We start from the raw sequence: 26,545 nt of genomic DNA on the forward strand, positions 1-26,545 counted from the left end.
TGTGAATGAACCAAAAGTCCATTTTAAAGATCGCAGCTGCGGCTTGTGATGATAAACGGGCAGAGGATATTTTAGCACTGGATATGGAAGGCATATCTCTGGTTGCTGATTATTTTCTGATCTGCCACGGGAATTCAGATAAACAGGTGCAGGCGATTGCCCGTGAAATCAAGGATCAGGCTGAAGAAAACGGCATTCAAATCAAAAAGATGGAAGGCTTCGATGAAGCAAGATGGGTGCTCGTTGACCTTGGCGATGTGATTGTGCATGTCTTCCACAAGGATGAAAGAAGCTACTACAATCTGGAAAAACTGTGGGGGGACGCTCCGCTCGCAGATCTTGAGCTTGGAATGAACCAATGATTTACCAAGGCTTTGCAAGCGTGTATGACGAGTTAATGTCGCACGCACCTTACGATCAATGGACAAAGTGGATTGAAGCAGCTCTCCCGGAAAAAGGCCGTATCCTCGATCTGGCATGCGGCACAGGGGAAATCTCAGTCCGGCTTGCCGAAAAAGGCTTCGAGGTCACGGGGATCGACCTCAGTGAGGAAATGCTTGCTTACGCCCAGCAAAAGGTCTCCAGTAACCAGCCGATTCTTTTTCTTCAGCAGGATATGAGAGAGATTACCGGCTTTGACGGCCAGTTTGACGCTGTTGTGATATGCTGTGACTCATTAAATTATTTAAAAACGAAAAATGATGTGATCGAAACCTTCAAAAGTGTATTTCGGGTGTTGAAACCTGAAGGCATGTTGCTATTTGATGTTCATTCATCTTATAAAGTCAGTGAAGTCTTTCCGGATAGCACATTTGCTGACCAGGATGAAGATATCAGCTATATTTGGCAGAGCTTTGCCGGAAGTGAAGAGCTTTCTGTCATTCATGATATGTCGTTTTTTGTGCGGAACGGAGAAGCGTATGACCGTTTTGATGAGACGCACGAGCAAAGAACGTTCCCGGTGGATGAATATGAAGAAATGCTGAGGAACTGCGGCTTTCAGCTGCACGGCGTGACAGCTGATTTTACAGATTCAGAACCAACAACACAATCAGAACGCCTATTTTTCAAGGCGCAGAAATCAAAAACCATCGTTTCCTAAGACGATGGTTTTTTAAAATGCTTTTTTATGCTTTTGCAGTGCAGACAAAATTATGACATACTCGTCTACACATGAAACTGCTTCTTCACTGCGGAAATATCCTCCTCGTACTTCATATGAGTATTTTGGAATACCCGGTGAAACATATCCTGCACACCGCTTTCCAGCGCTTTAATGCCTTCTCCTGTCACACCGCCTTTAACACAAACCTTTTCCTGTAACGCGGGCAGGGTATACAATTCGGTTTCTAGCAGTTTTCCCATTCCGACAAGCATTTCCTTACACATCAGAATAGCATCCTGTTTGGACACTGATGTTTCCGAAACGGCCGCATCTATAAACCGCTGAATCAGATAGCTCATAAAAGCGGGGCCGCAGCTTACGATATCTGATGCCACCCTCGTGATGTCACTTTCAATTTGCAGCGGATGAGAGATATGCTTCATGAGCTCATTGATTTTCGTTTTTGCAAATTCTCCGCAGCTTGTGCCGAAAGTGACGAGAGAAACGCCTGCCAGCGCTCTGTTTGTAATACTGGGAATTACTCGCGCCACTTGACATGGTACATATTGCTCGAGTTGTTGAGTTTGAACCGGGCTTGTAATTGAAATGAGAATATGGTCCTTTCTTAAATAAGGCGCCGCTCTTGCTAGTAAAGGATATATATCAAGCGGCTTAACACAAATAAAAATCATCTCGTTTTCAGAAACAAGCTTTTCCAGGCTTTCTGTTACGTTTATGCTGTTGTAGCGGTTCTTTATGTGTAACGCTTTTTCAATTGTGCGGTTTGTGATTGTTATGTTTGAGGGATCGGCTGCTTTTGATTCAATAAATGACTCTATAAGGATCGTACCCATATTTCCTGTGCCGATAAAACCAATCTTCAATGATTTCCCCTCCTTTGAGCTATTATCCTCTAAACCATATGTGTGATGAAAATAAATTATGACGAAAGCGGGGAACATGCACGATGAATTGGTTGTATCTGCATAAAAAAGCAATCATTTTAGCGGCTTCTGCAGCTGCTTTCATAGCGGTTATTTTCGTTTTGGCCAGCGGGGAAAACAAAGAGCCGGTGAAGCAGGCTGTATCAACTGAGACAGAAAATACGGAGGTAAAGCAGGAGGCGGTAAAAGACGAGAACGATACCATTGTGATTGATATAAAGGGTGCTGTTCAGCATCCTGGCGTGTATGAAATGCGAACAGGGGACAGAGTATCTCAGGCGATTGAGAAAGCGGGCGGGACCGGTGAACAAGCAGATGAAATGCAAGTGAATTTGGCGGAGCTGCTGCAGGACGGGATAGTGGTGTACATCCCGAAAAAGGGAGAAGAGACAACAATGCAGCAAGGATTCGGAGGCGCTGTGAAAAGCGATGGAGGGAAGGAAGCACCGGTAAATATCAATACAGCAACCTTAGAGGAATTACAAGGCATCTCAGGGGTGGGGCCATCAAAGGCTGAAGCTATTATTGCATTCCGGGAAGAAAACGGGCGTTTCCAGACAATTGAAGAGCTCACTAAGGTTTCAGGAATCGGGGAGAAGTCGCTTGAGAAAATAAAGTCTTCCATTACAGTAAAGTGATTTGACGCTCATGCATAATGATAGGTAAACTAAAGGTCAGGCAACACAACATTTGGAGGGAACAACGTGGAACGAATTTCATGGAATCAATACTTTATGGCTCAAAGCCATTTACTGGCGCTGCGCAGCACCTGCCCAAGATTGTCTGTCGGCGCTACTATAGTCAGAGACAAACGCATGATTGCAGGAGGATATAATGGGTCAATCGCGGGCGGCGTGCATTGCGCAGACGAAGGCTGCCTTATGATAGATGACCATTGCGCAAGAACGATTCACGCTGAAATGAATGCGATTCTGCAATGCTCTAAGTTCGGGGTGCCGACTGATGGAGCGGAGATTTATGTGACGCATTATCCGTGCATTCAATGCTGTAAATCTATCATTCAAGCGGGTATCAAAACGGTTTATTATGCTGAGGATTACAAAACGAATCCGTACGCACAGGAATTATTTGAACAGGCGGGTGTAACTGTTGAACAGGTTGAACTCGATGAAATGATCGTTGATCTGAAAAACAGGGAAAAGCTTTCATTTGTAGCGGGTCTTTTAGAGAAACTGGCGGATGCGGGTCTTGCAGAGGAAGATTTGAAAAAGATACATGAACAGGCGAATACACTCTTCACGAGCTACGTGTGATGAATGCGTAATTCGCGTTTGTTATTGCCTTTGGCGGCAGCTTCAGCAACGGCTGGAATTACTGCCGCCGCTTATTTCTCCGCTGTTTTTCTTTTCTTCCTCTTTCTCCTCATCATTTTAATCAAAACGAGACACGCTGTTCTCATTTTGGTTTGTTTCTTCTCTTTTATATTGTTTTTTTCACTGTATGCAGTCGCAGATTCCAAGAATGTCTCTGTATATCAGCGGGGCACCTATCAAGCCAAGGCAGTAATTGACAGTATTCCAAAAATTGACGGCGACCGTATGTCTATGGTGGTTAAGACGCCTGATGGCGAAAAATGGGCCGCTTCGTACCGCATTCAGTCTGCTGAAGAAAAAGATCAGCTGTCATATCTAAAGCCAGGAATGGCATGTGAATGGACTGGTGCGTTGGAAGAACCTAAACACGCAACCGTGCCGGGCGCATTTGATTATAACGAATATCTTTACCGGCAGCATATTCACTGGAACTATTCTGTTACATCTATTCAAAAGTGCAGCGAACCTGTAAATGTCAGTTATAAACTGCTCAGTTTAAGAAAAGACATCGTGTCATTCACAAACAGCCTGCTGCCTCCTGATTCGGCAGGAATCGTACAAGCTCTTATAGTAGGAGACAGATTTTACGTGGAAGCCGAGGTGCTTAACGCGTATCAAAAGCTTGGTGTCATCCATCTCTTGGCGATTTCAGGACTCCACGTCGGCATTTTGACAGCCGGCTTGTTTTATATCATGATCCGTATTGGGATAACAAGAGAAAAGGCGTCAATCCTGTTGCTGTTATTTCTGCCGCTCTATGTGATGTTGACAGGCGCTGCTCCTTCAGTGCTGCGCGCCGCTCTGATGTCGGGTATTTACTTAGCTGGAAGTCTCGTTAAATGGCGTGTACATGCTGCGGGGGCAATCTGCACTTCATACATCGTCCTCTTGCTCTTCAATCCTTACCATCTCTTTGAAGCCGGTTTTCAGCTGTCATTCGCCGTGAGTTTTTCTTTAATTCTATCTTCTTCTATTTTTCAGCATGTTAAAACCTCTTTAGGTCAGCTGACAATGGTATCACTGATTGCTCAGCTGGGTTCACTTCCCATTCTCCTGCATCATTTCCAGCAGTTTTCTATGATCAGCGTACTGATGAACATGGTGCTTGTTCCTATTTATACATTCTGTGTTTTGCCGGGGACTATAGCAGGTGTTTTTTTATTAATCCTTTCCGCTTCGGCTGGCCGATGGTTCTTCAGCTGGTTTGATTTCTTGATGAGCTGGACCAACAGGCTGATCACAAGAATCGCAGATATTGATGTATTGACAATCATCATTGCACGTCCCGCACCTATTCTGCTCTTTTTATTCACGGTCACAATCATTCTAATGTTTATGGCAATTGAAAAACGCTCTTTTTCTCAGCTGATGGTAACTGGCGGCATTTGCTGCGCGATGTTCTGTCTTCTCTTTATATATCCTTGTCTTAGTTCTGAAGGAGAGGTCGATATGATTGATATTGGGCAGGGTGACAGCATGTATGTAGGTGCTCCGCATCAGCGGGGGCATGTTTTAATTGATACTGGCGGCACTTTGTCTTATTCGTCAGAGCCTTGGCGGGAAAAACAGCATCCGTTTTCACTCGGGGAAAAGGTGCTGATTCCGTTTTTAACCGCTAAGGGGGTCAAACAGCTTGATGCGTTAATTCTCACGCATGCTGACCAAGATCATATCGGAGAGGCGGAGACTCTGCTGAAGCATCATAAAGTGAAGCGCCTCGTGATTCCGAAAGGGTTTGTTTCTGAACCGAAGGATGAGAAAGTGCTGCAGGCAGCCAGAGAGGAGGGAGTGCCAATTGAAGAGGTGAAGCGAGGTGATGTGTTGCAAATAAAGGATTTACAGTTCTATGTACTGTCACCGGAAGGACCTGATCCGGCAAGCAAAAATAATTCTTCTCTCGTTCTGTGGATGAAAACGGGCGGTATGAGCTGGATCTTGACAGGTGACCTGGAGAAAGAAGGGGAACAGGAAGTTATAAGCGTGTTTCCGAATCTAAAAACAGACGTGTTAAAGGTGGGGCACCATGGAAGCAAAGGCTCTACCGGTGAAGATTTCATCAAACAGATTCAGCCGGAAACGGCCATTATCTCAGCAGGTGAAAACAATCGGTACCATCATCCCCATCAAGAAGTTCTGCAAATATTACAGAGACATTCCATCCGCGTGCTGCGCACCGATCAAAGCGGAACGATCCAATATAGATATAAAAACAGAGTTGGAACCTTTTCTGTCTATCCCCCATATGATACATCAGAATAACAGAGACGAACTAAAAAAAGACTGCCGAGAAATCAGCAGCCCGGGCAGTCGCTGTTATGAACCAACCAGGTGAATAACCGTTGCCATGACAAACAAGAAGGCGAAAAATCCGAAGGACACAACAAAACCAACAGCTGAATCTACAGCATCATTTCGTTTGCTTTGAACGTTTTTTTCAAAATCATTCAATTTAATCCCTCCTGACTGATTTAAGTATAATGGAATTGTTTTGAAAAATCTAGAAGCTAAGGTAACGTTTTCTGTTCTGGTGATTATCGCCTTTTTACAAGCTGTCCCGGGGGCTTGCGATCAGGCGTTTAATATAAATGGGGAAGCAGCAGTCAGGCTTCCTCTTTACTATTTTGTAAACTCAATTTAGGATAGAAGGGGATGATGAAAGAGAGGAAGTCGTACAACAATGGTATTTGATGTGTGGAAAAGCCTGAGAAAAGGAGATGTCCATCCGGTTTATTGTTTATACGGAAAAGAGACGTATCTGCTGCAGGAAACCGTTAGCAGGATCAGACAGGCGGTCATTGATCAGGAAACAAAGGATTTCAATCTATCCGTTTTTGATCTGGAAGAGGAACCGCTGGACAAAGCAATTGCAGATGCTGAAACGTTTCCGTTTATGGGGGAGCGGCGTCTTGTTATTGTGAAAAATCCATATTTTTTAACAGGTGAAAAGAAAAAAGAAAAAATTGAGCATAACGTCAGCGCGCTTGAATCATATTTACAATCGCCTGCGCCTTATACGGTCTTTGTCCTGCTTGCCCCGTATGAAAAGCTGGATGAGCGGAAAAAACTGACGAAAGCATTAAAGAAGCACTCGTTTATGATGGAGGCAAAGGAATTAAACGCAAAGGAGACGACAGATTTTACTGTCAACCTTGCAAAAACCGAGCAGAAAACAATCGGCACTGAAGCGGCGGAGCATTTGGTTCTGCTTGTGAATGGACATCTGTCATCGATTTTTCAGGAGATTCAGAAGCTCTGCACGTTTATTGGAGATCGTGAAGAAATTACGCTGGATGATGTGAAAATGCTTGTAGCGAGAAGCCTTGAACAAAATATATTTGAGCTGATCAATAAAATCGTCAACCGGAAACGAACAGAAAGCCTGCAAATTTTTTATGATTTGCTCAAACAAAATGAAGAACCGATCAAAATCATGGCGCTTATTTCGAATCAGTTCCGGCTGATTCTGCAAACAAAGTATTTCGCGGAACAAGGCTACGGACAAAAGCAAATCGCTTCTAATTTAAAAGTCCATCCATTCCGGGTAAAGCTGGCAATGGATCAAGCAAGGCTTTTTTCAGAGGCCGAGCTCCGGTCAATTATTGAACAGCTTGCCGTCATGGACTACGAGATGAAAACAGGGAAAAAGGACAAGCAGCTCCTGCTCGAACTGTTCCTTTTACAGCTGTTAAAAAGAAATGAAAAAAACGATCCCCATGATTGAGGATCGTTTTTATATTATGCGGAAAGTCCGTTCACTTTTTTCGCTAGTCTTGATTTGTAACGAGATGCGGTATTTTTGTGTACAAGACCTGTTTTCACTGCTTTATCAATACGTTTAGCTGCTTCAGTAAGAGCAGTTTTCGCTTTGTCGGCTTCGTTGTTAGCAACAGAAGCTTCAACTTGTTTGATTGCAGTACGCATAGCAGATTTGATTGTCGCGTTATGAACGCGGCGTTCGTTGTTTGTTTTTGTACGTTTAATCGCTGATTTAATGTTTGGCATGTGTTTCACCTCCTAAGATACAACCTGTAGCACAGTGTCTTAAGGTTAAATCTTCTTCACAATAGAACAAATTGTATTCTATCAAACACACCTTTAGATTGCAATATAAATGTAAAGTATTTTTCATTGAAGGATCTCTTTTTAGCATGATTCATTCAGCAAATGGCAACAATATAGGTACTGAATGTGAAGGAGGCCCCTGTATGAAAAAGAGTGAACTGGATGTTAATCAGTATTTGATACGTACCGATTTAGCAGTTGAAACGAAGGAAGCGATGGCCAATCAGCAGGCTGTGCCGGCAAAAGAAATTAAAGGTTTTATTGAAAAAGAACGCGATCGCGGCGGCATTAAAATCCGCACTGTTGATATTACCAAGGAAGGCGCGGAGCTCTCAGGAAAAAAAGAAGGTCGCTATTTAACGCTTGAGGCGCAAGGAATCAGAGAGAATGATTCGGAAATGCAGGAAAAGGTCTCTGCTGTCTTCGCGGAGGAATTTTCGGCTTTCCTTGAAAGCCTTAATATCACAAAAGATGCGAGCTGTTTGATCGTCGGGCTCGGCAACTGGAACGTCACCCCTGACGCGCTGGGTCCGATGGCTGTAGAAAATCTATTGGTCACAAGGCACTTGTTTAAGCTTCAGCCGGAAAACGTGCAGGAGGGCTACAGGCCTGTCAGCGCATTTGCGCCTGGTGTTATGGGGATTACGGGAATCGAAACAAGCGACATTATTAAAGGTGTGATTGAGCAATCGAAGCCTGATTTTGTCATTGCCATTGATGCATTGGCGGCACGGGCGGTGGAAAGGGTTAACACAACCATTCAAATATCGGACACAGGCATTCACCCGGGATCTGGTGTGGGGAATAAACGAAAAGATTTAAGCAAAGACACGCTTGGCGTACCGGTGATTGCAATCGGAGTGCCGACAGTCGTTGACGCGGTGACGATTGCCAGCGACACGGTGGACTACATATTAAAACACTTTGGAAGAGAAATGAAAGATGACAGGCCGTCAAGATCTCTTGTTCCGGCAGGCATGACGTTTGGGAAAAAGAAAGTGCTCACTGAAGAAGATCTTCCCGATCAAAAGCAACGTCAATCATTTCTCGGAATTGTTGGTACCCTTGGAGAGGATGAAAAACGGCAGCTCATTCACGAGGTGCTTTCACCTTTAGGGCACAACTTAATGGTTACGCCGAAGGAAGTTGATTCATTCATCGACGATATGGCAAATGTGCTGGCGAACGGATTAAACACAGCGCTTCATGAAAAAGTGTCACAAGAAAACAAAGGCTCCTACAATCACTAAACGGTTCTACTTCCTCTAGCTTGTTCATAGAGTTATTACTAGACAAGCGCTGGAGGGATTCAATGAGAAATAAACGCAGAAACAGACAAATTGTTGTTGCGGTAAATGGCGGGAAAGCGGTAAAAGCCATCTTTCTATTTATCGTAAGCCTTATCGTGATTTTTGTTCTATCCGGTGTGCTGACGTCTCTCCGGCCTGAACTCAGGCCGTCGTCTGACTCTTTTTACGGGATTACTGAAGAAATGCCGGGTGACGTGTTTGCACACTTGCTGCGGATGGAGAACCATTATTTCGCTTCTGACCTTTCTCAAACCGACAGCTCATTTCATCTTTCGCGTCTTTCTTTAAAGCTGGCGACAAGCATCAACCTCGAAGATCCGCGGAGCTTTCTCGGCCGTGAGCTGCCGGGGTTTGCACAATTTGATACCGAGATTCTGTTAGCTGGACAAGGCACGGATTATACGAATATGCCGGCGGAATCGCCGCCGCCGTCTAAGGTGATGGAGGAAGAAAGAGAAGCGAACTTGGCAGAGATTGAAAAACAGCAAACACAATCAGATCGTGCGAAAAAAGATCCGCCGAAACAAACAACCGGTGATAAAAAGGTTGTTTTTATCTATCACACGCACAACACGGAATCATATCTCCCTCTATTAAAAGGCGAGACTGATCCTGATATGGCACGCCATTCTAAAGCCAACGTCACGCTCGTAGGAGCTATGTTCGGAAAGGCGCTTGAATCCCAAGGCATTGGAGCCACAGTGAATAAAACCGATATACAGGCAAAACTGAACAAAAAAGGCTTAAACTATGCCAGATCGTATGATGAATCAAGGCCGGTCGTCAAAGAGGCGCTCGGGTCAAACAAAAATCTGCAATATATCATTGATATCCATAGAGATTCACGGCGAAAGAAAGATACGACGGCAACGATTAAAGGGAAAAGCTATGCCCGGGTGGCCTTTGTCGTCGGCAAAAAAAGCAAAAATTTCGAAGAAAACTATAAAATTGCAAGCGAGCTCCATAAGCTGATGGAGAAAAAATACCCTGGACTCAGCACAGGTGTCTTTTCGAAAGGCTCGCCAGGCGATAATGGTGTATACAATCAGGATTTAACCGACAGAGCGCTTTTGCTCGAATTTGGCGGAGTAGATAATAACCTCGAGGAGCTGCAGCGTGCGGCTGACGCCGCCGCAGACGTATTCAGCGAAATGTACTGGGATGCTGAAAAGGTCAACGCGGAGAGCGGCGAGACGAAAAAACAATAAGAAATAGGTGGTTTGATTTGATTGCTTACTTTGGCAAATGCTTGCTGCTTGTCACAATCATGTTTTTAGGCGTGCTGTTCGGCATGCAGCAGGCGAATAACGGAATGCTGAGTATGAAAGGCTATCAAGACCCTTCACTTAAGGGCGCGTTTACGCTCACCGACGGAAAAAATAATGAAAAAGAAGCTTCGATCTTAGGAGAAACAGTCACGGCGAAAGATTTAGAAGAAAAACAAAAAGAGCTGGAACAGGTGGAAACGTTCAATATGTTCTCTAAAGCCGGAAAAGCGCTTTCGAACACCGTAACCAACACTGCCCAGTCGATGTATGAATGGATACGTGATATGAATCAATAGGTGTGTGAAAGAGAAAAGCAGCCCAAGATTAACAGGGAACTTTTCTCTTTCTTGTTTTACATTGAATCTTAACAATCCTATTGATATAATCTAAGCTAGTGTATTTTGCGTTTAATAGTAGGAGTGATAGATTGTGACAGATAAAGAAAAGCGTTTAGAGAGGCAGTCGAGAATACGGAATTTCTCTATCATTGCCCATATTGACCACGGAAAATCGACCTTAGCGGATCGTATTTTAGAAAAAACGTCGGCAATCACTCAACGAGAAATGAAAGAACAATTGCTCGATTCTATGGATCTTGAACGTGAACGGGGCATAACCATTAAGTTAAACTCTGTTCAGCTTAAATACAAAGCAAAAGACGGAGAAGAATATATTTTCCATCTGATTGATACGCCGGGACATGTCGATTTCACATACGAAGTATCCCGAAGTCTTGCTGCCTGCGAAGGAGCGATTCTTGTTGTGGATGCGGCGCAGGGAATTGAAGCGCAGACGCTTGCCAACGTTTACTTAGCGCTTGACAATGACCTTGAAATTCTGCCGGTCATTAACAAAATCGATCTCCCGAGCGCAGAGCCTGAACGTGTGCGCCAAGAGGTAGAGGACGTTATCGGTCTTGACGCATCAGAAGCCGTGCTTGCTTCAGCAAAAGCCGGTATCGGGATTGAGGAGATTTTAGAACAGATCGTAGAAAAGGTGCCGGCACCGACTGGAGATCCGGAGGCGCCGCTTAAAGCGCTGATCTTCGACTCGCTTTATGACGCTTATCGGGGTGTCGTGGCTTATATCAGAGTCGTTGAAGGAACGGTAAAGCCGGGGCAAAAAATCAAAATGATGGCAACCGGCAAAGAATTTGAAGTGACAGAAGTCGGTGTATTTACGCCAAAAGCTACTCCGACAGATGAACTGACGGTCGGAGATGTAGGCTTTTTAACTGCTGCGATCAAAAATGTCGGTGACACACGCGTCGGTGACACGATAACAAGCGCTGCCAATCCTGCAGACGAAGCGCTGCCGGGATACCGCAAGCTCAACCCGATGGTGTACTGCGGCCTTTATCCGATTGATACGGCCAAATACAATGATTTAAGAGAAGCGCTTGAAAAGCTTGAGCTGAATGATTCCTCCCTTCAGTATGAAGCGGAAACGTCACAGGCGCTTGGATTCGGATTCCGTTGCGGATTTTTAGGCATGCTTCACATGGAAATCATTCAGGAACGGATAGAGCGTGAGTTCAAAATCGACTTGATTACAACAGCGCCGAGTGTTATATACGATGTATATATGACAGACGGCGAAAAGGTTGTTGTTGACAACCCGTCCAACATGCCTGATCCTCAAAAGATCGAAAGGATCGAGGAACCGTATGTTAAAGCGACAATGATGGTGCCGAATGATTTTGTCGGCGCTGTTATGGAACTTTGCCAAGGAAAACGGGGCAATTTTATTGATATGCAATATCTAGACGCAAACCGTGTCAGCATTGTCTATGATATGCCTTTAGCGGAAATCGTCTATGAGTTTTTTGACCAGCTTAAATCAAGCACAAAAGGCTACGCGTCCTTTGACTATGAGCTGATCGGCTACAAACCGTCTCAGCTCGTCAAAATGGACATTATGCTGAACGGAGAAAAAATCGACGCCCTTTCCTTTATCGTGCACCGGGATTACGCGTATGAACGAGGAAAAGTGATCGTTGAGAAGCTGAAAGAGCTCATTCCGCGTCAGCACTTTGAAGTACCGATTCAAGCGGCGATCGGCCAGAAAATCGTAGCGCGTTCTACGATTAAAGCGATGCGTAAAAACGTATTGGCTAAGTGTTACGGCGGAGACATCTCGCGAAAACGGAAGCTTCTTGAAAAACAAAAAGAAGGAAAACGCCGAATGAAGCAGGTCGGCTCAGTTGAAGTGCCGCAAGAAGCATTTATGGCGGTCCTGAAAATGGACGACAGCCCGAAAAAATAAATAGAAGCCGCCGCAGTCCTGTACTGCGGCTTCTTTCTGTAAAGAAGGTGAATTCATTGAAATCAGCCTATATCCATATCCCATTCTGTGAGCACATTTGCCACTACTGTGATTTCAATAAATATTTTATTCAAAGCCAGCCTGTAGACGAGTATTTAAACGCGCTCGAACAGGAAATGATAAATACAATTGCAAAAACAGGGCAGCCTGACCTCAAAACCATCTTTATCGGAGGAGGCACGCCGACCTCTCTGTCTGAGGAACAGCTTAAAAAACTGATGGACATCATCATCCGAGTGCTGAAGCCCTCAAGCGCATTATCGGAATTTGCGGTTGAAGCGAATCCGGACGACCTGTCCGCAGCGAAATTAAAAATATTAAAAGAAGCAGGCGTGAATCGCCTCAGCTTCGGTGTCCAAACGTTCGAAGACGACTTGTTAGAAAAAATCGGCCGAGTGCACAAACAAAAAGATGTATTTGCCTCTTTTGAAAGGGCGCGGGAAATCGGTTTTGACAATATCAGTCTTGATTTAATGTTCGGACTCCCGGGACAAGCCCTCAAGCATCTGGATCATTCCTTAGACACTGCTTTATCGCTGGATGCTGAGCATTATTCGGTGTACTCCCTCATTGTAGAACCGAAAACGGTATTTTATAATCTCATGCAAAAAGGGCGGCTTCATCTTCCGCCGCAGGAGCAGGAAGCCGAAATGTATGAAATGGTGATGGGCCGGATGGAAGCTCACGGCATTCATCAGTATGAAATCAGCAACTTTGCCAAGCAAGGCATGGAATCAAAGCACAATCTGACGTATTGGAGCAACGAGGAATATTTCGGATTTGGAGCCGGGGCCCACGGATATATCGGCGGCACACGCAATGTAAACGTCGGACCTGTCAAACATTACATTGACCTGATAGCTGAAAAAGGCTTTCCATACAGAGATACTCATGTAGTGACAACAGAAGAGCAAATTGAAGAAGAAATGTTTTTGGGCTTGAGAAAAACAGCCGGAGTCAGCAAAAAACGATTTGCAGAAAAATACGGCCGTTCCCTTGATGAACTGTTCCCAAGCGTATTAACAGACCTCGTAGAAAAAGGGCTGATGCATCATTCGGAGTCTGCCGTTTACTTGACTCATCAGGGGAAATTATTAGGTAATGAAGTTTTTGGCGCTTTTTTGGGTGAGTTATAATTGACATTTTTCTTGTGGTTTGATACTTTTGTTATAGAATTAGCACTCACTTATTGAGAGTGCTAACAGAGGTGATGATGATGTTAACAAATCGTCAGCTGCTGATCCTTCAGGTCATTATAAATGATTTTATTAAATCGGCGCAGCCGGTAGGGTCAAGAACTCTTTCGAAAAAAGATGAAATCACATTTAGCTCTGCAACAATAAGAAACGAGATGGCTGACTTGGAAGAATTGGGCTTCATAGAAAAAACCCATTCATCCTCAGGACGTGTTCCGTCAGAAAAAGGGTACCGGTACTATGTTGACCATTTGCTGTCACCCGTCAAATTGACAAAAAGCGACATGGACCAAATCCACTCGATCTTTAAAGAGAAAATTTTCGAGCTGGAAAAGACAGTTCAAAAATCAGCGCAAATTTTGTCCGATTTAACGAATTATACATCCATCGTGCTCGGGCCGAAGCTGAGTGAGAATTACCTTAAACAGATTCAAATCATACCGATTCAGCCTGATAAGGCGGTAGCAATTCTTGTTACCAATACAGGGCACGTGGAAAACAAAACGATTAATTTTCCAGCCAAAATGGATCTGTCTGATATTGAAAAACTGGTGAATATACTGAACAGCCGTTTAAGCGGCGTTCCAATGGATGAACTGAATGAGCACATATTTAAGGAAGTCGTCATGTATTTAAGACAGCACATTAAGAACTATGACAATATACTTGACGCGCTTCGTTCAACATTTCATTCTACGAGCCACGTTGAAAAATTGTTTTTTGGCGGAAAAATCAATATGCTGAACCAGCCGGAGTTCCATGATATCACCAGAGTGCGATCGTTGCTCACATTAATCGAAAAAGAACAGGATGTTTTAAAGCTGGTTCAATCCCCGCACACGGGAATTTCGATTAAAATCGGGAAAGAAAACGACTATGAAGAGATGGAAAACTGCAGTCTGATTACGGCTTCTTATTCTGTTGATCAGAAGCAGATCGGCTCAATTGCGATCATCGGCCCGACCCGCATGAATTATTCCAGGGTTGTCAGTCTGCTTCAGCATGTGACTTCGGACTTGTCAAAAGCATTGACAAGTTTGTATGATGAATAAGGGAATTTTGGCAAATTTTATCGAAGGGCAGCACCCGCCCTTCTTCTTACACTTTGAGGGAGGTGAACACAATGTCAGAAGAAAAACAAACCATTGAACAAAACGAAATAGAAGAGCAAGAAGTCATTGAGGAACAAGCTGCCGCTGAAGAACAGCAGAAAGAAACAAATGAAAGCGAACTTCTTCAAAATCAAATGAACGAATTGCAAGGTTTGCTTGAGGAAAAAGAAAACAAACTTTTGCGTGTTCAAGCAGACTTTGAAAATTATAAACGACGCAGCCGTTTAGAAATGGAAGCGTCCCAAAAATACCGTTCTCAAAATATCGTCGCTGATTTGCTGCCGGCTCTTGACAGCTTTGAAAGAGCGCTGCAGGTTGAAGCCGACAATGAACAGACGAAAAGTTTGCTTCAGGGAATGGAAATGGTCCACCGTCAGCTCGTAGAAGCCTTGAAAAAAGAAGGCGTGGAAGCCATCGAAGCTGTAGGGCAGGAATTTGATCCTAATCTGCACCAAGCCGTTATGCAGGCGGAAGATGAAAATTACGGCTCCAACATTGTTGTTGAAGAAATGCAAAAAGGTTATAAGCTGAAGGATCGCGTCATTCGCCCTTCCATGGTCAAAGTGAATCAATAATTACATAGCAGGAGGTTATTCAAGTGAGTAAAGTTATCGGAATCGACTTAGGAACAACAAACTCATGTGTGGCAGTGCTTGAAGGCGGCGAGCCTAAAGTCATTGCTAACGCTGAAGGAAACCGCACAACGCCATCAGTTGTTGCATTCAAAAACGGTGAACGCCAAGTAGGGGAAGTGGCTAAACGCCAATCTATCACAAACCCTAACACAATCATGTCTGTTAAACGCCATATGGGTACTGATTATAAAGTTGAAATTGAAGGAAAAGATTACACTCCTCAAGAAGTGTCTGCTATCATCCTTCAACACCTTAAATCATACGCTGAAAGCTATCTTGGCGAAACAGTATCAAAAGCAGTGATCACAGTTCCTGCATACTTTAACGATGCTGAGCGTCAAGCGACAAAAGACGCTGGTAAAATTGCAGGTCTTGAAGTAGAACGTATCATCAATGAGCCGACTGCAGCAGCGCTTGCATACGGACTTGATAAAACAGATGAAGATCAAACGATCCTGGTATACGACCTTGGCGGCGGTACTTTCGACGTTTCAATCCTTGAGCTTGGCGACGGTGTGTTCGAAGTTCGTTCAACTGCCGGTGACAACCGTCTCGGCGGTGACGATTTTGACCAAGTCATCATCGATCATCTTGTGTCTGAATTCAAAAAAGAAAACGGCATTGATTTGTCAAAAGACAAAATGGCGCTTCAGCGTTTGAAAGACGCAGCTGAAAAAGCGAAAAAAGATCTTTCCGGCGTATCTTCTACGCAAATTTCTTTACCGTTTATCACAGCTGGAGAAGCAGGACCGCTTCACCTTGAACTGACATTAACCCGCGCTAAATTCGAAGAGCTTTCTTCCCATTTAGTAGAGCGTACAATGGGTCCTGTCCGTCAAGCGCTGCAAGATGCAGGACTTTCTGCAAGCGAAATCGACAAAATCATCCTTGTCGGCGGATCAACTCGTATCCCTGCCGTACAAGAAGCAATCAAAAAAGAAACTGGAAAAGAAGCGCATAAAGGCGTAAACCCAGATGAAGTTGTAGCGCTTGGTGCTGCGATTCAGGGCGGCGTTATCACTGGTGACGTAAAAGACGTAGTTCTTCTTGACGTTACACCGCTTTCTCTAGGTATCGAAACAATGGGCGGCGTGTTCACAAAATTGATCGACCGCAACACGACGATTCCGACAAGCAAATCTCAAGTGTTCTCAACTGCTGCTGATAACCAAACAGCTGTTGATATCCATGTTCTTCAGGGTGAGCGACCAATGTCTGCCGACAATAAAACACTCGGCCGCTTCCAGCTTACTGATATCCCGCCAGCACCGCGCGGCGTGCCTCAAATCGAAGTTTCTTTCGATATTGATAAAAACGGTATCGTAAACGTAAGAGCAAAAGACTTGGGCACAGGAAAAGAGCAAAACATTACAATCAAATCTTCTTCAGGTCTTTCTGATGATGAGATCGAACGCATGGTAAAAGAAGCTGAAGAAAATGCTGACTCTGATGCGAAGAAAAAAGAAGAAATCGAAGTCCGAAACGAAGCAGATCAGCTTGTTTTCCAAACTGAGAAAACTTTAAAAGATCTTGAAGGCAAAGTGGATGAAGACCAAGTGAAAAAAGCCAATGATGCCAAAGAAGCTTTAAAAGCGGCGATTGAGAAAAACGAGTTTGAAGAGATCAAAGCGAAAAAAGATGAGCTTCAAACAATCGTTCAAGAGCTTTCTATGAAACTTTATGAAGAAGCTGCCAAACAACAGCAAGCTCAAGGCGATGCAAATGCTGAAGGCAAAGCGGATGACAACGTTGTTGACGCTGAATATGAAGAAGTAAACGACGACCAAAACAAAAAATAAAGTGCTTTTCCGAGTCAGTCCCGCTTCCGGGGCTGACCGAAAAGAACACATTTCATAATCTGATTCAATGATTAGAAAGTCAAAGTCAGGCATCTCTTGGCTTTGACTTTTTTTCTTGCCCGGGATAAAAGGAATTGAAAAATCATAATTCAAAATGATACAATCTAATTTATGTGATAAATTCGGGAGAGTGAAGCGAGATGAGTAAGCGTGATTACTATGAAGTGCTGGGAGTAAGTAAGAGCGCTTCTAAGGATGAAATTAAAAAAGCTTATCGGAAGCTGTCAAAAAAATATCATCCTGATATTAACAAAGAAGCCGGATCAGATGAAAAATTTAAAGAGGTAAAAGAAGCATACGAAACGCTGTCTGATGATCAAAAACGGTCTCATTACGATCAATTTGGCCATACTGATCCTAACCAAGGCTTCGGCGGCGGCGGTTTTGGCGGCGGAGATTTCGGCGGTTTTGGTTTCGATGATATTTTCTCAAGTATTTTCGGCGGAGGCACAAGACGAAGAGATCCAAACGCCCCGCGCCAAGGTGCCGATTTGCAGTATACGATGACTTTGTCGTTTGAGGATGCCGTTTTTGGTAAAGAGACGTCCATCGAAATTCCGCGTGAGGAAACATGCGATACGTGTAAAGGTTCAGGTGCGAAACCTGGAACAAACCCGGAAACGTGCTCGCACTGCGGAGGCTCCGGCCAATTAAACGTGGAGCAAAATACGCCGTTTGGAAAAGTCGTTAACAGACGGGTTTGCCACCACTGTGAAGGTACGGGCAAATTCATTAAAAATAAATGTGCGGATTGCGGCGGTAAAGGAAAAGTCAAAAAACGCAAAAAAATCAACGTCACAATTCCAGCCGGTGTAGATGACGGGCAGCAGCTTCGTCTCTCGGGACAGGGTGAACCAGGAGTAAATGGCGGCCCTGCCGGGGATTTATTTGTCGTGTTCCACGTGCGCGCTCACGAGTTCTTCGAGCGTGACGGCGATGATATTTACTGTGAAATGCCGTTAACGTTCGCTCAGGCTGCTCTTGGAGATGAAGTGGAAGTTCCGACGCTGCATGGAAAAGTGAAGTTAAAAATTCCAGCCGGTACACAAACAGGAACAAAATTCAGATTAAGAGGCAAAGGCGTTCAAAATGTCAGAGGCTATGGACAGGGTGACCAGCATATCGTCGTCCGTGTCGTCACGCCGACAAACCTGACAGATAAACAAAAAGACATTATCCGCGAATTTGCCGAGGTCAGCGGAAACTTGCCTGACGAACAGGAAATGAGTTTCTTCGACAAGGTAAAACGCGCGTTTAAAGGCGATTAATTATTGGATGAGGAGTTGGTAGTTTTGAAATGGTCCGAATTAAGCATTCACACAACACATGAAGCGGTCGAACCTATCTCAAATATATTGCATGAAGCTGGTGCAAGTGGGGTTGTGATAGAGGACCCGCTTGATTTAATTAAAGAACGTGAGAATGTGTACGGGGAAATCTACCAGCTCGACCCCAATGATTATCCAGACGAGGGTGTCATTGTCAAAGCATACCTGCCGGTCAACAGCTTTCTTGGCGAAACGGTGGATGGCATTAAAGAAACGATTAATAATTTGCTTCTTTATAATATTGATTTGGGCAGAAATCATATCACGATTTCTGAAGTGAATGAAGAAGAGTGGGCGACTGCCTGGAAGAAGTATTATCATCCTGTGAAAATTTCTGAAAAGTTTACAATTGTTCCGACGTGGGAGGAATATACGCCGGTCCATACGGATGAACTGATTATTGAAATGGACCCGGGAATGGCGTTCGGCACAGGCACACACCCGACAACCGTACTCTGTATTCAGGCGCTTGAACGCTTTGTGCAAAAGGGTGATAAGGTGATTGATGTCGGTACAGGTTCCGGAATTTTAAGTATTGCGGCTGCAATGCTTGAGGCTGAATCGGTTCATGCCTACGATCTTGATCCCGTAGCTGTAGAAAGTGCACGTCTCAATCTCAAGCTGAACAAAGTGAGCGATATTGCTCAAGTGAAGCAAAACAATTTGTTAGACGGACTTGAAGGGGAACATGATGTGATTGTTGCCAACATTTTGGCTGAAGTCATTCTTCGCTTTACTTCACAAGCGTACAGCCTGTTAAAAGAAGACGGTCATTTTATTACGTCAGGTATCATCGCTCATAAAAAACAAGAAGTAAAAGAAGCACTGGAACAAGCCGGCTTTACCATTGTAGAAATCCTTTCAATGGAAGATTGGGTCAGCATTATTGCGAAAAAATAACAGTTAGTAGGTGTCACAGCGTATGCAACGATATTTTATCGAGCTCACGAAGCAGCAAATGGAGGAAGCGCCGGCTTTTTCGATAACCGGCGAAGATGTTCATCATATTGTGAACGTGATGAGAATGAATGAAGGTGATCAGATCATCTGCTGCTCTCAGGACGGCTTTGAGGCAAAGTGTGAACTTCAATCTGTTTCCAAGGACCATGTGTCCTGTCTTGTGGTAGAATGGACGAATGAAAACAGAGAGCTTCCGATAAAGGTTTATATTGCAAGCGGCCTCCCGAAAGGAGATAAGCTTGAATGGATTATCCAAAAAGGGACTGAGCTTGGAGCTCATGCCTTCATTCCTTTCCAAGCCGCTCGTTCTGTTGTCAAGCTGGATGACAAAAAGGCAAAGAAAAAGCGGGAAAGATGGACGAAAATTGCGAAGGAAGCGGCTGAACAATCGTACCGTAACGAAGTGCCGCAAGTGATGGATGTCCATTCTTTTCAGCAGCTTCTTCAAAGGATGCAGGATTTCGATAAATGTGTCGTTGCATACGAGGAGTCATCAAAGCAAGGAGAAATAAGCGCATTCAGCGCGATTGTAAGCAGCCTTCCGAAAGGATCATCCCTTTTGATCGTATTTGGTCCTGAAGGCGGTTTAACAGAAGCGGAAGTTGAACGGCTCACAGAGAAAGACGGTGTGCCGGGCGGCCTTGGACCGAGAATTTTAAGGACAGAAACCGCACCGCTATACGCGTTGAGTGCGATTTCTTATCAAACAGAGTTATTAAGAGGTGATCAATAATGGCAACTGTTGCTTTCCATACGCTTGGCTGTAAAGTCAACCATTATGAAACAGAAGCAATCTGGCAGCTTTTCAAAGAAGCGGGCTACGAAAGAAGAGACTTTGAACAAACAGCTGATGTATATGTCATTAATACATGTACGGTAACCAATACGGGAGATAAAAAAAGCCGCCAAGTGATCAGACGTGCCATTCGTCAAAATCCTGACGGTGTCATCTGTGTCACAGGCTGCTATGCGCAAACCTCACCTGCTGAGATTATGGCGATCCCTGGTGTCGATATTGTAGTTGGAACGCAGGACCGGGAAAAAATGCTCGGCTACATCGACCAATACCGTGAAGAACGCCAGCCGATTAACGGTGTCAGCAACATCATGAAAGCAAGAGTGTATGAGGAGCTTGATGTGCCTGCTTTCACGGACCGGACAAGAGCGTCATTGAAAATACAGGAAGGCTGCAATAATTTCTGCACATTCTGTATTATTCCGTGGGCGCGCGGCCTGCTCCGCTCCCGCGATCCTGAAGAAGTCATTAAACAAGCGCAGCAGCTTGTCGATGCCGGATATAAAGAAATTGTTCTTACTGGTATTCATACAGGCGGCTATGGCGAAGATATGAAAGATTACAGCTTCGCTAAGCTCTTGAGAGAATTAGACACTCGTGTTGAAGGCGTTAAACGGATTAGAATTTCTTCAATCGAAGCCAGCCAAATCACAGATGAAGTGATCGAGGTCTTAGACCGCTCGGATAAGATAGTGAATCATTTGCATATTCCTATCCAATCCGGATCAAACACTGTGCTTAAACGGATGAGACGTAAATATACGATGGAATTTTTTGCAGACCGTTTAAGCAAACTGAAAAAAGCATTGCCTGGCTTAGCTGTAACTTCTGATGTCATTGTAGGCTTCCCTGGCGAAACAGAAGCAGAATTTATGGAAACCTATAACTTTATTAAAGAACATAAATTCTCTGAGCTGCATGTTTTCCCTTACAGTAAACGCACAGGCACACCGGCTGCGCGAATGGAAAACCAAGTGGATGAAAACGTCAAAAATGAGCGTGTGCATCGCCTGATTTCTCTGTCCGACCAGCTTGCGAAGGAATACGCTTCTCAGTATGAAAATGAAGTGCTTGAGATTATCCCTGAGGAAGCGTATAAAGAAACAGAAGAAGAGAACATGTTTGTCGGTTACACAGACAACTATATGAAGGTTGTTTTCAAAGGTACGGAAGAGATGATCGGCAAAATCGTGAAAGTCAAAATCCTTAAAGCGGGCTATCCTTACAACGAAGGGCAATTCGTCCGTGTTGTTGAGGACGAAATAACTGAACACATGCGTTTGTCTTCTTAATCTAAAAACCGGTGCATTTAAATGTACCGGTTTTTTATTTTGCTGGGATAAGAAAGTGAATCAAGCGGTAAAACAAGTTTGTAAGCGGAAGAAATAAAAAAGCTGTCACCACATTAAATAAAAGACTGAAATGCGCAATCCTTTGTGCAGGGTCAACTGATAACTGTTCTACAAAGCCGGTCGCTCCCGCCAGAAAAGGAAATATGAGAGCCACGCCCAGCATGTTAAACACCACATGGGCATACGCTGTCTGTTTCGCCGCATATCCGCCGGATACAGCAGCCATGACAGCTGTAATGCAAGTCCCGATATTTGACCCGAGTACGACGCTCATCGCCTGTGTCAGTCCGATAATGCCTTCATTCATAAAACTCATCAAAATGCCGATACAAACGGAGCTTGAGTGAATCATGGCAGTTAGCGCCATACCGATGAGCAAAGCGGACCAGTTTGAATCGTTAACATGGTATAAAATGTCGGCTCCCGTTTTCAGTTTTGTAAGCGGTCCTGCAAGGTGGCTGAACCCGCTGATGCAAAAAAAGATGATGCCGAGTCCGAGGAGGCTTGTTCCCAACTGTTTTAAGGGATACCTGCCAGTCAGAAAAAACAATAAACCGCCAATCAAAAGAATCCAAATCAAAACATCCATTTTGATGGCGATAAATTCAGTTGTAAAGGTAGATCCGACATTTGTTCCGAGAATCATCGGTATCGTCCGTTTAAAAGGAAGGACGCCCGCGCTTACAAAACCGATGACAATGACCATAAAGGCTGAACTGCTCTGAAGAATCCCTGTAAATACAATACTGATCAGGAACGCTTTTAATGGATGGTCCGTAAAAAATAGCAAACGTTCTTCAATTTTTGAGTACGCCATTGAAATTAAGCCTTTTCGAAGCATGTTCATGCCTGCGAGAAAGAATATTATAAGAGCAGTAAAACCGATCAGAATCAACATCTTATTCACCAACCCCTTTCCACCATTATATAGACAGGCAGTCGTACTCATGACGGAAAAGTGAACTCACTTAGTTGACCTGACTGATGGCTTATATTATAATGTCAAAGTACATGTTTATATGTGTAACTTAAAGGTAGTCGATTGGTGTATTCGGAGGGAGGGAAAGAGAATGTCAAAAACGGTCGTTAGAAAAAACGAATCGCTTGAAGATGCTCTTCGTCGCTTCAAACGCAGTGTATCAAAGACAGGTACTTTGCAAGAAGCAAGAAAGCGCGAATTTTATGAAAAACCTAGCGTAAAGCGCAAGAAAAAGTCTGAAGCTGCTAGAAAACGCAAATTCTAAAAGAGGGTGGATTTATGAGTCTTCTTGAGCGTCTTAACCAGGATATGAAGCTATATATGAAAAGCCGTGAGAAAGACAAACTGACTGTCGTTCGAATGGTTAAGGCTTCACTTCAAAATGAAGCAATTAAGCTTAAGAAAGACAGTTTGACCGAGGATGAGGAACTCACTGTCCTTTCTCGTGAACTTAAGCAACGTAAAGACTCCCTCCAGGAATTTTCAAACGCTAATCGTTTAGATTTAGTAGATAAAGTTCAAAAAGAGCTGGACATTTTAGAAGTTTATTTACCCGAGCAGCTGTCAGAAGAAGAACTGCTTACAATCGTAAATGAAACCATTACTGAGGTTGGTGCGAGCTCAAAAGCGGACATGGGGAAAGTAATGGGTGCAATTATGCCTAAAGTAAAAGGTAAAGCTGATGGAAGCTTAATTAATAAGCTTGTTAGCAATCAATTGTCTTAAATGGCGTAAAAAAGGACATCTTTCTAAGAGAGATGTCTTTTTTTATACATAAAAAAATGAAACCTTTGATACATTGTTACGTATAAAGAGAAGGCACTTATTATAAAAGGAAGGAGGGATACACTGCCCTTGCTTCAAACCAAAGGATTCCGTGCTGCTCTTTTGAGCATATTTTTACTTTCTTTATTAGGCGTACAGCTGAACGCCAAAGCAGAAAAACAAACGGTTTATGTGATCCCGGTTGAGAAAAATGTCGAACAGGGACTCGCCTCGTTTTTATCCCGTTCGTTACAAGATGCAAAAGAAGCGCATGCAGATCATATTATTCTTGATATCAATACGCCGGGAGGATTGGTCAAATCGGCTATTGATATAGCGGACTCGATAACCGAAAGCGAGATCCCTATAACTGCATATGTAAACAAACGCGCGTTGTCAGCTGGTGCATATATTGCCCTGCAAGCCGATAATATTTATATGGCGCCCGGCGGAAAAATAGGAGCGGCCGCGATTATTGACGGTAAAGGCAATGCCGCTGACCAAAAAGCTGAATCACTTTGGCTGGCAGAGCTGGAGGATGCCGCAGTGAAAAATAATCGCGATCCTAAATATGCGCTCGCTATGGCTGACCCGGATATAGATGCCAAGGAAGTTGGTGCGCCGAAGGGAGATCTGCTTACACTTAACCCTGGTAAGGCGATTGATGTAGGCTATTCAGAGGGGACTGCTGACAATTTATCCGCACTCGTAGAGAAGCTTGGGTTCGAAAATGCGCATATCAGTTATGCAAAGGAAAGCTTTACGGAAAAGACAGCAAGATGGCTGACGAACCCGGTTATTGTGCCTATTCTGCTGACGATAGCTTTTTTAGGTCTGACGGTGGAGCTTTTTTCCCCGGGTGTCGGCATCCCTGGAACGGTTGGATTCATCGCGTTATTGCTGTTCTTTTACGGGCATCTCGCAGCCGGCCTTGCCGGATACGAGACAGTTCTTCTCTTTGCAGGAGGGGTGATCCTCATCCTGCTTGAGATTTTCCTTCCCGGAGGAATCATTGGATTACTGGGCTTAGGAGCGATTATTGCAAGCCTATTTTTAGCCGCGGGGAGCTTCACTGTCATGGCGATTTCTCTCTTGATCGCCTCAGCTGTCTCTATTACAGCTTTTATTTTACTGACAAGGGTGTTGGGAAAGCGTATGAAATTCTTTAAAAAATTTGTATTAAATGATTCTACAAATACGGAGAGCGGCTACGTATCAAATCAAACGCGCACGGACTTAATAGGTAAAGTGGGTGTAACCTTTACACAGCTGCGTCCTGCTGGTACCGTTATTATTGAAGATGAACGCCTTGACGTCGTTTCGGAGGGATCGTTTACAGAAAAAGATAAGAAAGTAAAAGTGGTAAAAGTGGAAGGCTCACGCATCGTCGTCAGAGAAATTTAAACAGAATCGAGGAGAATTGATATGGATCCATCAACACTAATGATTTTGGCTATTGTCGTAGTAGGGATCATTGTTTTAGCTGTATTTTTTACATTTGTGCCTGTTATGCTTTGGATTTCAGCATTAGCAGCTGGAGTGAGAATCAGCATTTTCACTCTGATAGGAATGAGGCTTCGCCGCGTTATACCAAACCGAGTGGTGAACCCGCTGATTAAAGCGCATAAGGCTGGGCTTGATGTTGCCACCAATCAGCTTGAAAGCCATTATCTCGCCGGAGGAAATGTTGACAGAGTCGTCAACGCGCTGATCGCTGCTCAGCGAGCCAATATTGAACTATCATTCGAACGCTGTGCCGCTATCGATCTTGCCGGCCGTGACGTATTGGAAGCCGTTCAAATGAGTGTTAATCCTAAGGTGATTGAAACGCCGTTCATTGCCGGTGTGGCTATGGACGGGATTGAAGTAAAAGCGAAAGCGAGAATTACAGTAAGAGCGAATATCGACCGTCTTGTTGGGGGAGCAGGGGAAGAAACCATTGTGGCCCGTGTCGGAGAAGGGATTGTCTCTACAATTGGTTCATCCGAAAGCCACAAAAAAGTGCTTGAGAACCCTGACATGATTTCTCAAACAGTTCTTGGAAAAGGATTGGACTCAGGAACTGCGTTTGAAATTCTCTCGATCGATATTGCTGATGTTGACATTGGCAAAAATATCGGCGCAATTTTACAAACCGATCAGGCCGAGGCTGATAAAAATATCGCACAGGCAAAAGCGGAAGAACGCCGTGCGATGGCTGTCGCTCAAGAACAGGAAATGCGCGCCCGCGTAGAAGAAATGCGAGCGAAAGTGGTAGAAGCCGAAGCGGAAGTGCCGCTTGCGATGGCAGAAGCTTTGCGTGAAGGGAATATTGGCGTCATGGACTACATGAATATCAAAAATATTGATGCTGACACAGACATGCGTGATTCATTCGGCAAGCTGACGAAAGATTCGTCTGATGAAGACAGTAAATCATAATCTCTCTAAGAAGGGAGAACGCTGATGGAAGATATACTGACCAATCCGCTCATTATCGCAGTGGTTATCGGAATCATATCTATGATTTTCGGTAAAAAGAGCAAAGAGGAAAATAAAAACAGCCAAAACAGGAAAAAACCTCAGCAGGTGCAAACGGCTTCTCCTCAAAAGAAGCAGTCTGAGGAAGCTCCTGTACCTATTCCTAACCGCATAGAACAGGCAAGACGGGAAGCGGAAGAAAGACGCAGGGAAACAGAAAGAAACCTGAAAGGGATGGAACGTGATCTTACTGCAGTTAAACAAAAAGCAGTATACACAAAACAAAAAATGCTTCAGGTTAATAAAGACACTGTGGTACAGGGGATCGTCTTAGGGGAGGTATTCGGACCTCCAAGGGCAAAAAAACCTCACCATACGATGCGCACGGCCCGTAAAAATTAAAGTGTTAGAACCGCCTTTCAAATCATACATATGAGATGAAAGGGGGTTCTTTTTGTATGGGGCAAAGAAAGAATCGTGTGAAAGCTTGGCTGACAAGAGCATTGGAAATTCCCCCGGACGTTATGATGGATCTGCCGCGGATTACAATGGTTGGCAGACTTCATATCTACATAGAAAACCACAGAGGCCTTTTGCTTTTCAGTGAGAATGAAGTGAGGCTGATGCTAAAGCAGGGCCAGTGCATCATATCAGGAAAAAATTTTGTCATCAAGGCGATTCTTCCGGAAGAAATTCTTTTGGAGGGTACGATTGATGTCGTTCGATATGTTGAGTCATAAAGCCGGGGGGGAAAT

At 44.1% G+C, this 26,545-nt stretch carries 28 protein-coding genes and 1 pseudogene; 25 read left to right on the forward strand and 4 right to left on the reverse strand.

Going from position 1 to position 26,545, the window contains the following annotated elements; all coding sequences use genetic code 11:
* Nucleotides 1-5 precede the first annotated feature (5 nt).
* Together rsfS and JMN17_RS01995 are read left to right on the forward strand one after the other, a co-directional pair.
* Nucleotides 6-362 (forward strand): ribosome silencing factor, encoded by a 357-nt coding sequence (gene rsfS / locus JMN17_RS01990; RefSeq protein ID WP_019258939.1) that lies wholly within the window; start codon nucleotides 6-8, stop codon nucleotides 360-362.
* Nucleotides 359-1,102, forward strand: coding sequence for a class I SAM-dependent DNA methyltransferase (locus tag JMN17_RS01995; protein WP_087990782.1), 744 nt, complete (start codon nucleotides 359-361; stop codon nucleotides 1,100-1,102). Before rsfS ends, JMN17_RS01995 begins: the two co-directional genes overlap by 4 nt.
* Nucleotides 1,103-1,167: 65 nt before the next feature.
* On the opposite strand, the gene comER is transcribed toward JMN17_RS01995, so the two are convergent.
* Entirely contained in the window at nucleotides 1,168-1,989 is an 822-nt protein-coding gene (gene comER / locus JMN17_RS02000; protein ID WP_087990781.1) for a late competence protein ComER, read from the reverse strand.
* An 83-nt stretch (nucleotides 1,990-2,072) separates the two neighbouring features.
* On the opposite strand from comER, the gene JMN17_RS02005 reads away from it, so the two are divergent.
* From JMN17_RS02005 to JMN17_RS02015, 3 genes and pseudogenes are all read left to right on the forward strand, one after another.
* Nucleotides 2,073-2,687, forward strand: coding sequence for a helix-hairpin-helix domain-containing protein (locus JMN17_RS02005; RefSeq protein ID WP_202327126.1), 615 nt, complete (start codon nucleotides 2,073-2,075; stop codon nucleotides 2,685-2,687).
* 66 nt (nucleotides 2,688-2,753) lie between these two features.
* Nucleotides 2,754-3,323, forward strand: a complete 570-nt coding sequence (locus tag JMN17_RS02010; protein WP_003237106.1) for a ComE operon protein 2 — start codon at nucleotides 2,754-2,756, stop codon at nucleotides 3,321-3,323.
* 3 nt (nucleotides 3,324-3,326) lie between these two features.
* Nucleotides 3,327-5,656 (forward strand): annotated as a pseudogene (locus tag JMN17_RS02015) (DNA internalization-related competence protein ComEC/Rec2).
* A 40-nt stretch (nucleotides 5,657-5,696) separates the two neighbouring features.
* Here the strand turns inward: JMN17_RS02015 and JMN17_RS02020 are convergent.
* The gene (locus tag JMN17_RS02020) at nucleotides 5,697-5,831 is read right to left on the reverse strand and encodes a YqzM family protein (protein WP_003229983.1); all 135 of its coding nucleotides are present in this window, start codon (nucleotides 5,829-5,831) and stop codon (nucleotides 5,697-5,699) included.
* A 40-nt stretch (nucleotides 5,832-5,871) separates the two neighbouring features.
* On the opposite strand from JMN17_RS02020, the gene JMN17_RS02025 reads away from it, so the two are divergent.
* Nucleotides 5,872-6,021, forward strand: a complete 150-nt coding sequence (locus JMN17_RS02025; protein WP_202327128.1) for a hypothetical protein — start codon at nucleotides 5,872-5,874, stop codon at nucleotides 6,019-6,021.
* A 39-nt stretch (nucleotides 6,022-6,060) separates the two neighbouring features.
* Nucleotides 6,061-7,104 carry a DNA polymerase III subunit delta gene (gene holA / locus JMN17_RS02030; protein ID WP_202327129.1) on the forward strand — a complete coding sequence of 348 codons (1,044 nt, stop codon included), beginning with the start codon at nucleotides 6,061-6,063 and terminating at the stop codon, nucleotides 7,102-7,104.
* A 14-nt stretch (nucleotides 7,105-7,118) separates the two neighbouring features.
* Here the strand turns inward: holA and rpsT are convergent, their stop codons facing one another.
* Complete coding sequence (gene rpsT / locus JMN17_RS02035) at nucleotides 7,119-7,385, reverse strand: 30S ribosomal protein S20 (protein ID WP_087990776.1); 267 nt, start codon at nucleotides 7,383-7,385, stop codon at nucleotides 7,119-7,121.
* Between the two features lie 203 nt (nucleotides 7,386-7,588).
* On the opposite strand from rpsT, the gene gpr reads away from it, so the two are divergent.
* The 12 genes from gpr (at nucleotide 7,589) to mtaB (ending at nucleotide 21,526) form a co-directional block, all read left to right on the forward strand.
* Nucleotides 7,589-8,695: a GPR endopeptidase gene (gene gpr, locus JMN17_RS02040; RefSeq protein WP_087990775.1), complete on the forward strand. Its 1,107-nt coding sequence runs from the start codon at nucleotides 7,589-7,591 to the stop codon at nucleotides 8,693-8,695.
* A gap of 62 nt (nucleotides 8,696-8,757) precedes the next feature.
* The gene (spoIIP, locus tag JMN17_RS02045) at nucleotides 8,758-9,963 is read left to right on the forward strand and encodes a spore autolysin SpoIIP (RefSeq protein ID WP_087990774.1); all 1,206 of its coding nucleotides are present in this window, start codon (nucleotides 8,758-8,760) and stop codon (nucleotides 9,961-9,963) included.
* A gap of 17 nt (nucleotides 9,964-9,980) precedes the next feature.
* A complete protein-coding gene (locus tag JMN17_RS02050; RefSeq protein WP_087990773.1) occupies nucleotides 9,981-10,319 on the forward strand; it encodes a YqxA family protein in 339 nt (112 codons plus the stop codon).
* A gap of 133 nt (nucleotides 10,320-10,452) precedes the next feature.
* A complete protein-coding gene (gene lepA / locus JMN17_RS02055; RefSeq protein WP_087990772.1) occupies nucleotides 10,453-12,288 on the forward strand; it encodes a translation elongation factor 4 in 1,836 nt (611 codons plus the stop codon).
* A gap of 56 nt (nucleotides 12,289-12,344) precedes the next feature.
* Nucleotides 12,345-13,484, forward strand: coding sequence for a radical SAM family heme chaperone HemW (gene hemW, locus JMN17_RS02060; RefSeq protein ID WP_202327131.1), 1,140 nt, complete (start codon nucleotides 12,345-12,347; stop codon nucleotides 13,482-13,484).
* 80 nt (nucleotides 13,485-13,564) lie between these two features.
* Nucleotides 13,565-14,596: a heat-inducible transcriptional repressor HrcA gene (gene hrcA / locus JMN17_RS02065; protein WP_148962096.1), complete on the forward strand. Its 1,032-nt coding sequence runs from the start codon at nucleotides 13,565-13,567 to the stop codon at nucleotides 14,594-14,596.
* 71 nt (nucleotides 14,597-14,667) lie between these two features.
* Nucleotides 14,668-15,231 carry a nucleotide exchange factor GrpE gene (gene grpE, locus JMN17_RS02070; protein WP_202327133.1) on the forward strand — a complete coding sequence of 188 codons (564 nt, stop codon included), beginning with the start codon at nucleotides 14,668-14,670 and terminating at the stop codon, nucleotides 15,229-15,231.
* A gap of 23 nt (nucleotides 15,232-15,254) precedes the next feature.
* Entirely contained in the window at nucleotides 15,255-17,090 is a 1,836-nt protein-coding gene (gene dnaK, locus JMN17_RS02075) for a molecular chaperone DnaK (protein WP_148962094.1), read from the forward strand.
* 200 nt (nucleotides 17,091-17,290) lie between these two features.
* On the forward strand, nucleotides 17,291-18,418 hold the full coding sequence (gene dnaJ / locus JMN17_RS02080) for a molecular chaperone DnaJ (RefSeq protein ID WP_087990767.1): 1,128 nt from the start codon (nucleotides 17,291-17,293) through the stop codon (nucleotides 18,416-18,418).
* 24 nt (nucleotides 18,419-18,442) lie between these two features.
* Complete coding sequence (gene prmA / locus JMN17_RS02085; RefSeq protein WP_202327135.1) at nucleotides 18,443-19,378, forward strand: 50S ribosomal protein L11 methyltransferase; 936 nt, start codon at nucleotides 18,443-18,445, stop codon at nucleotides 19,376-19,378.
* Between the two features lie 22 nt (nucleotides 19,379-19,400).
* Nucleotides 19,401-20,171: a 16S rRNA (uracil(1498)-N(3))-methyltransferase gene (locus JMN17_RS02090; RefSeq protein ID WP_148962092.1), complete on the forward strand. Its 771-nt coding sequence runs from the start codon at nucleotides 19,401-19,403 to the stop codon at nucleotides 20,169-20,171.
* Nucleotides 20,171-21,526 (forward strand): tRNA (N(6)-L-threonylcarbamoyladenosine(37)-C(2))-methylthiotransferase MtaB, encoded by a 1,356-nt coding sequence (gene mtaB / locus JMN17_RS02095; protein ID WP_087990764.1) that lies wholly within the window; start codon nucleotides 20,171-20,173, stop codon nucleotides 21,524-21,526. Before JMN17_RS02090 ends, mtaB begins: the two co-directional genes overlap by 1 nt.
* 34 nt (nucleotides 21,527-21,560) lie before the next feature.
* On the opposite strand, the gene JMN17_RS02100 is transcribed toward mtaB, so the two are convergent.
* On the reverse strand, nucleotides 21,561-22,484 hold the full coding sequence (locus JMN17_RS02100) for a Na/Pi symporter (RefSeq protein WP_202327718.1): 924 nt from the start codon (nucleotides 22,482-22,484) through the stop codon (nucleotides 21,561-21,563).
* 172 nt (nucleotides 22,485-22,656) lie between these two features.
* Between JMN17_RS02100 and rpsU the strand changes: the two genes are divergently transcribed.
* The 6 genes from rpsU to yqfC all read left to right on the forward strand — a co-directional run bounded on the left by rpsU (nucleotide 22,657) and on the right by yqfC (nucleotide 26,530).
* The gene (rpsU, locus tag JMN17_RS02105) at nucleotides 22,657-22,830 is read left to right on the forward strand and encodes a 30S ribosomal protein S21 (RefSeq protein WP_003152957.1); all 174 of its coding nucleotides are present in this window, start codon (nucleotides 22,657-22,659) and stop codon (nucleotides 22,828-22,830) included.
* Nucleotides 22,831-22,844: 14 nt separating this feature from the next.
* The gene (locus JMN17_RS02110; protein ID WP_087990762.1) at nucleotides 22,845-23,291 is read left to right on the forward strand and encodes a GatB/YqeY domain-containing protein; all 447 of its coding nucleotides are present in this window, start codon (nucleotides 22,845-22,847) and stop codon (nucleotides 23,289-23,291) included.
* A 129-nt stretch (nucleotides 23,292-23,420) separates the two neighbouring features.
* Nucleotides 23,421-24,734, forward strand: a complete 1,314-nt coding sequence (locus JMN17_RS02115) for an NfeD family protein (protein WP_202327137.1) — start codon at nucleotides 23,421-23,423, stop codon at nucleotides 24,732-24,734.
* Between the two features lie 21 nt (nucleotides 24,735-24,755).
* Complete coding sequence (floA, locus tag JMN17_RS02120; protein ID WP_087990761.1) at nucleotides 24,756-25,751, forward strand: flotillin-like protein FloA; 996 nt, start codon at nucleotides 24,756-24,758, stop codon at nucleotides 25,749-25,751.
* Nucleotides 25,752-25,775: 24 nt separating this feature from the next.
* On the forward strand, nucleotides 25,776-26,192 hold the full coding sequence (locus JMN17_RS02125; protein WP_087990760.1) for a hypothetical protein: 417 nt from the start codon (nucleotides 25,776-25,778) through the stop codon (nucleotides 26,190-26,192).
* 56 nt (nucleotides 26,193-26,248) lie between these two features.
* Complete coding sequence (yqfC, locus tag JMN17_RS02130; protein WP_003237082.1) at nucleotides 26,249-26,530, forward strand: sporulation protein YqfC; 282 nt, start codon at nucleotides 26,249-26,251, stop codon at nucleotides 26,528-26,530.
* The last annotated feature ends 15 nt before the right edge of the window (nucleotides 26,531-26,545 follow it).

The organism is Bacillus sp. RHFS10 (assembly GCF_016757475.1).
GTDB classification, from domain to species: Bacteria; Bacillota; Bacilli; order Bacillales; family Bacillaceae; genus Bacillus; species Bacillus subtilis_G.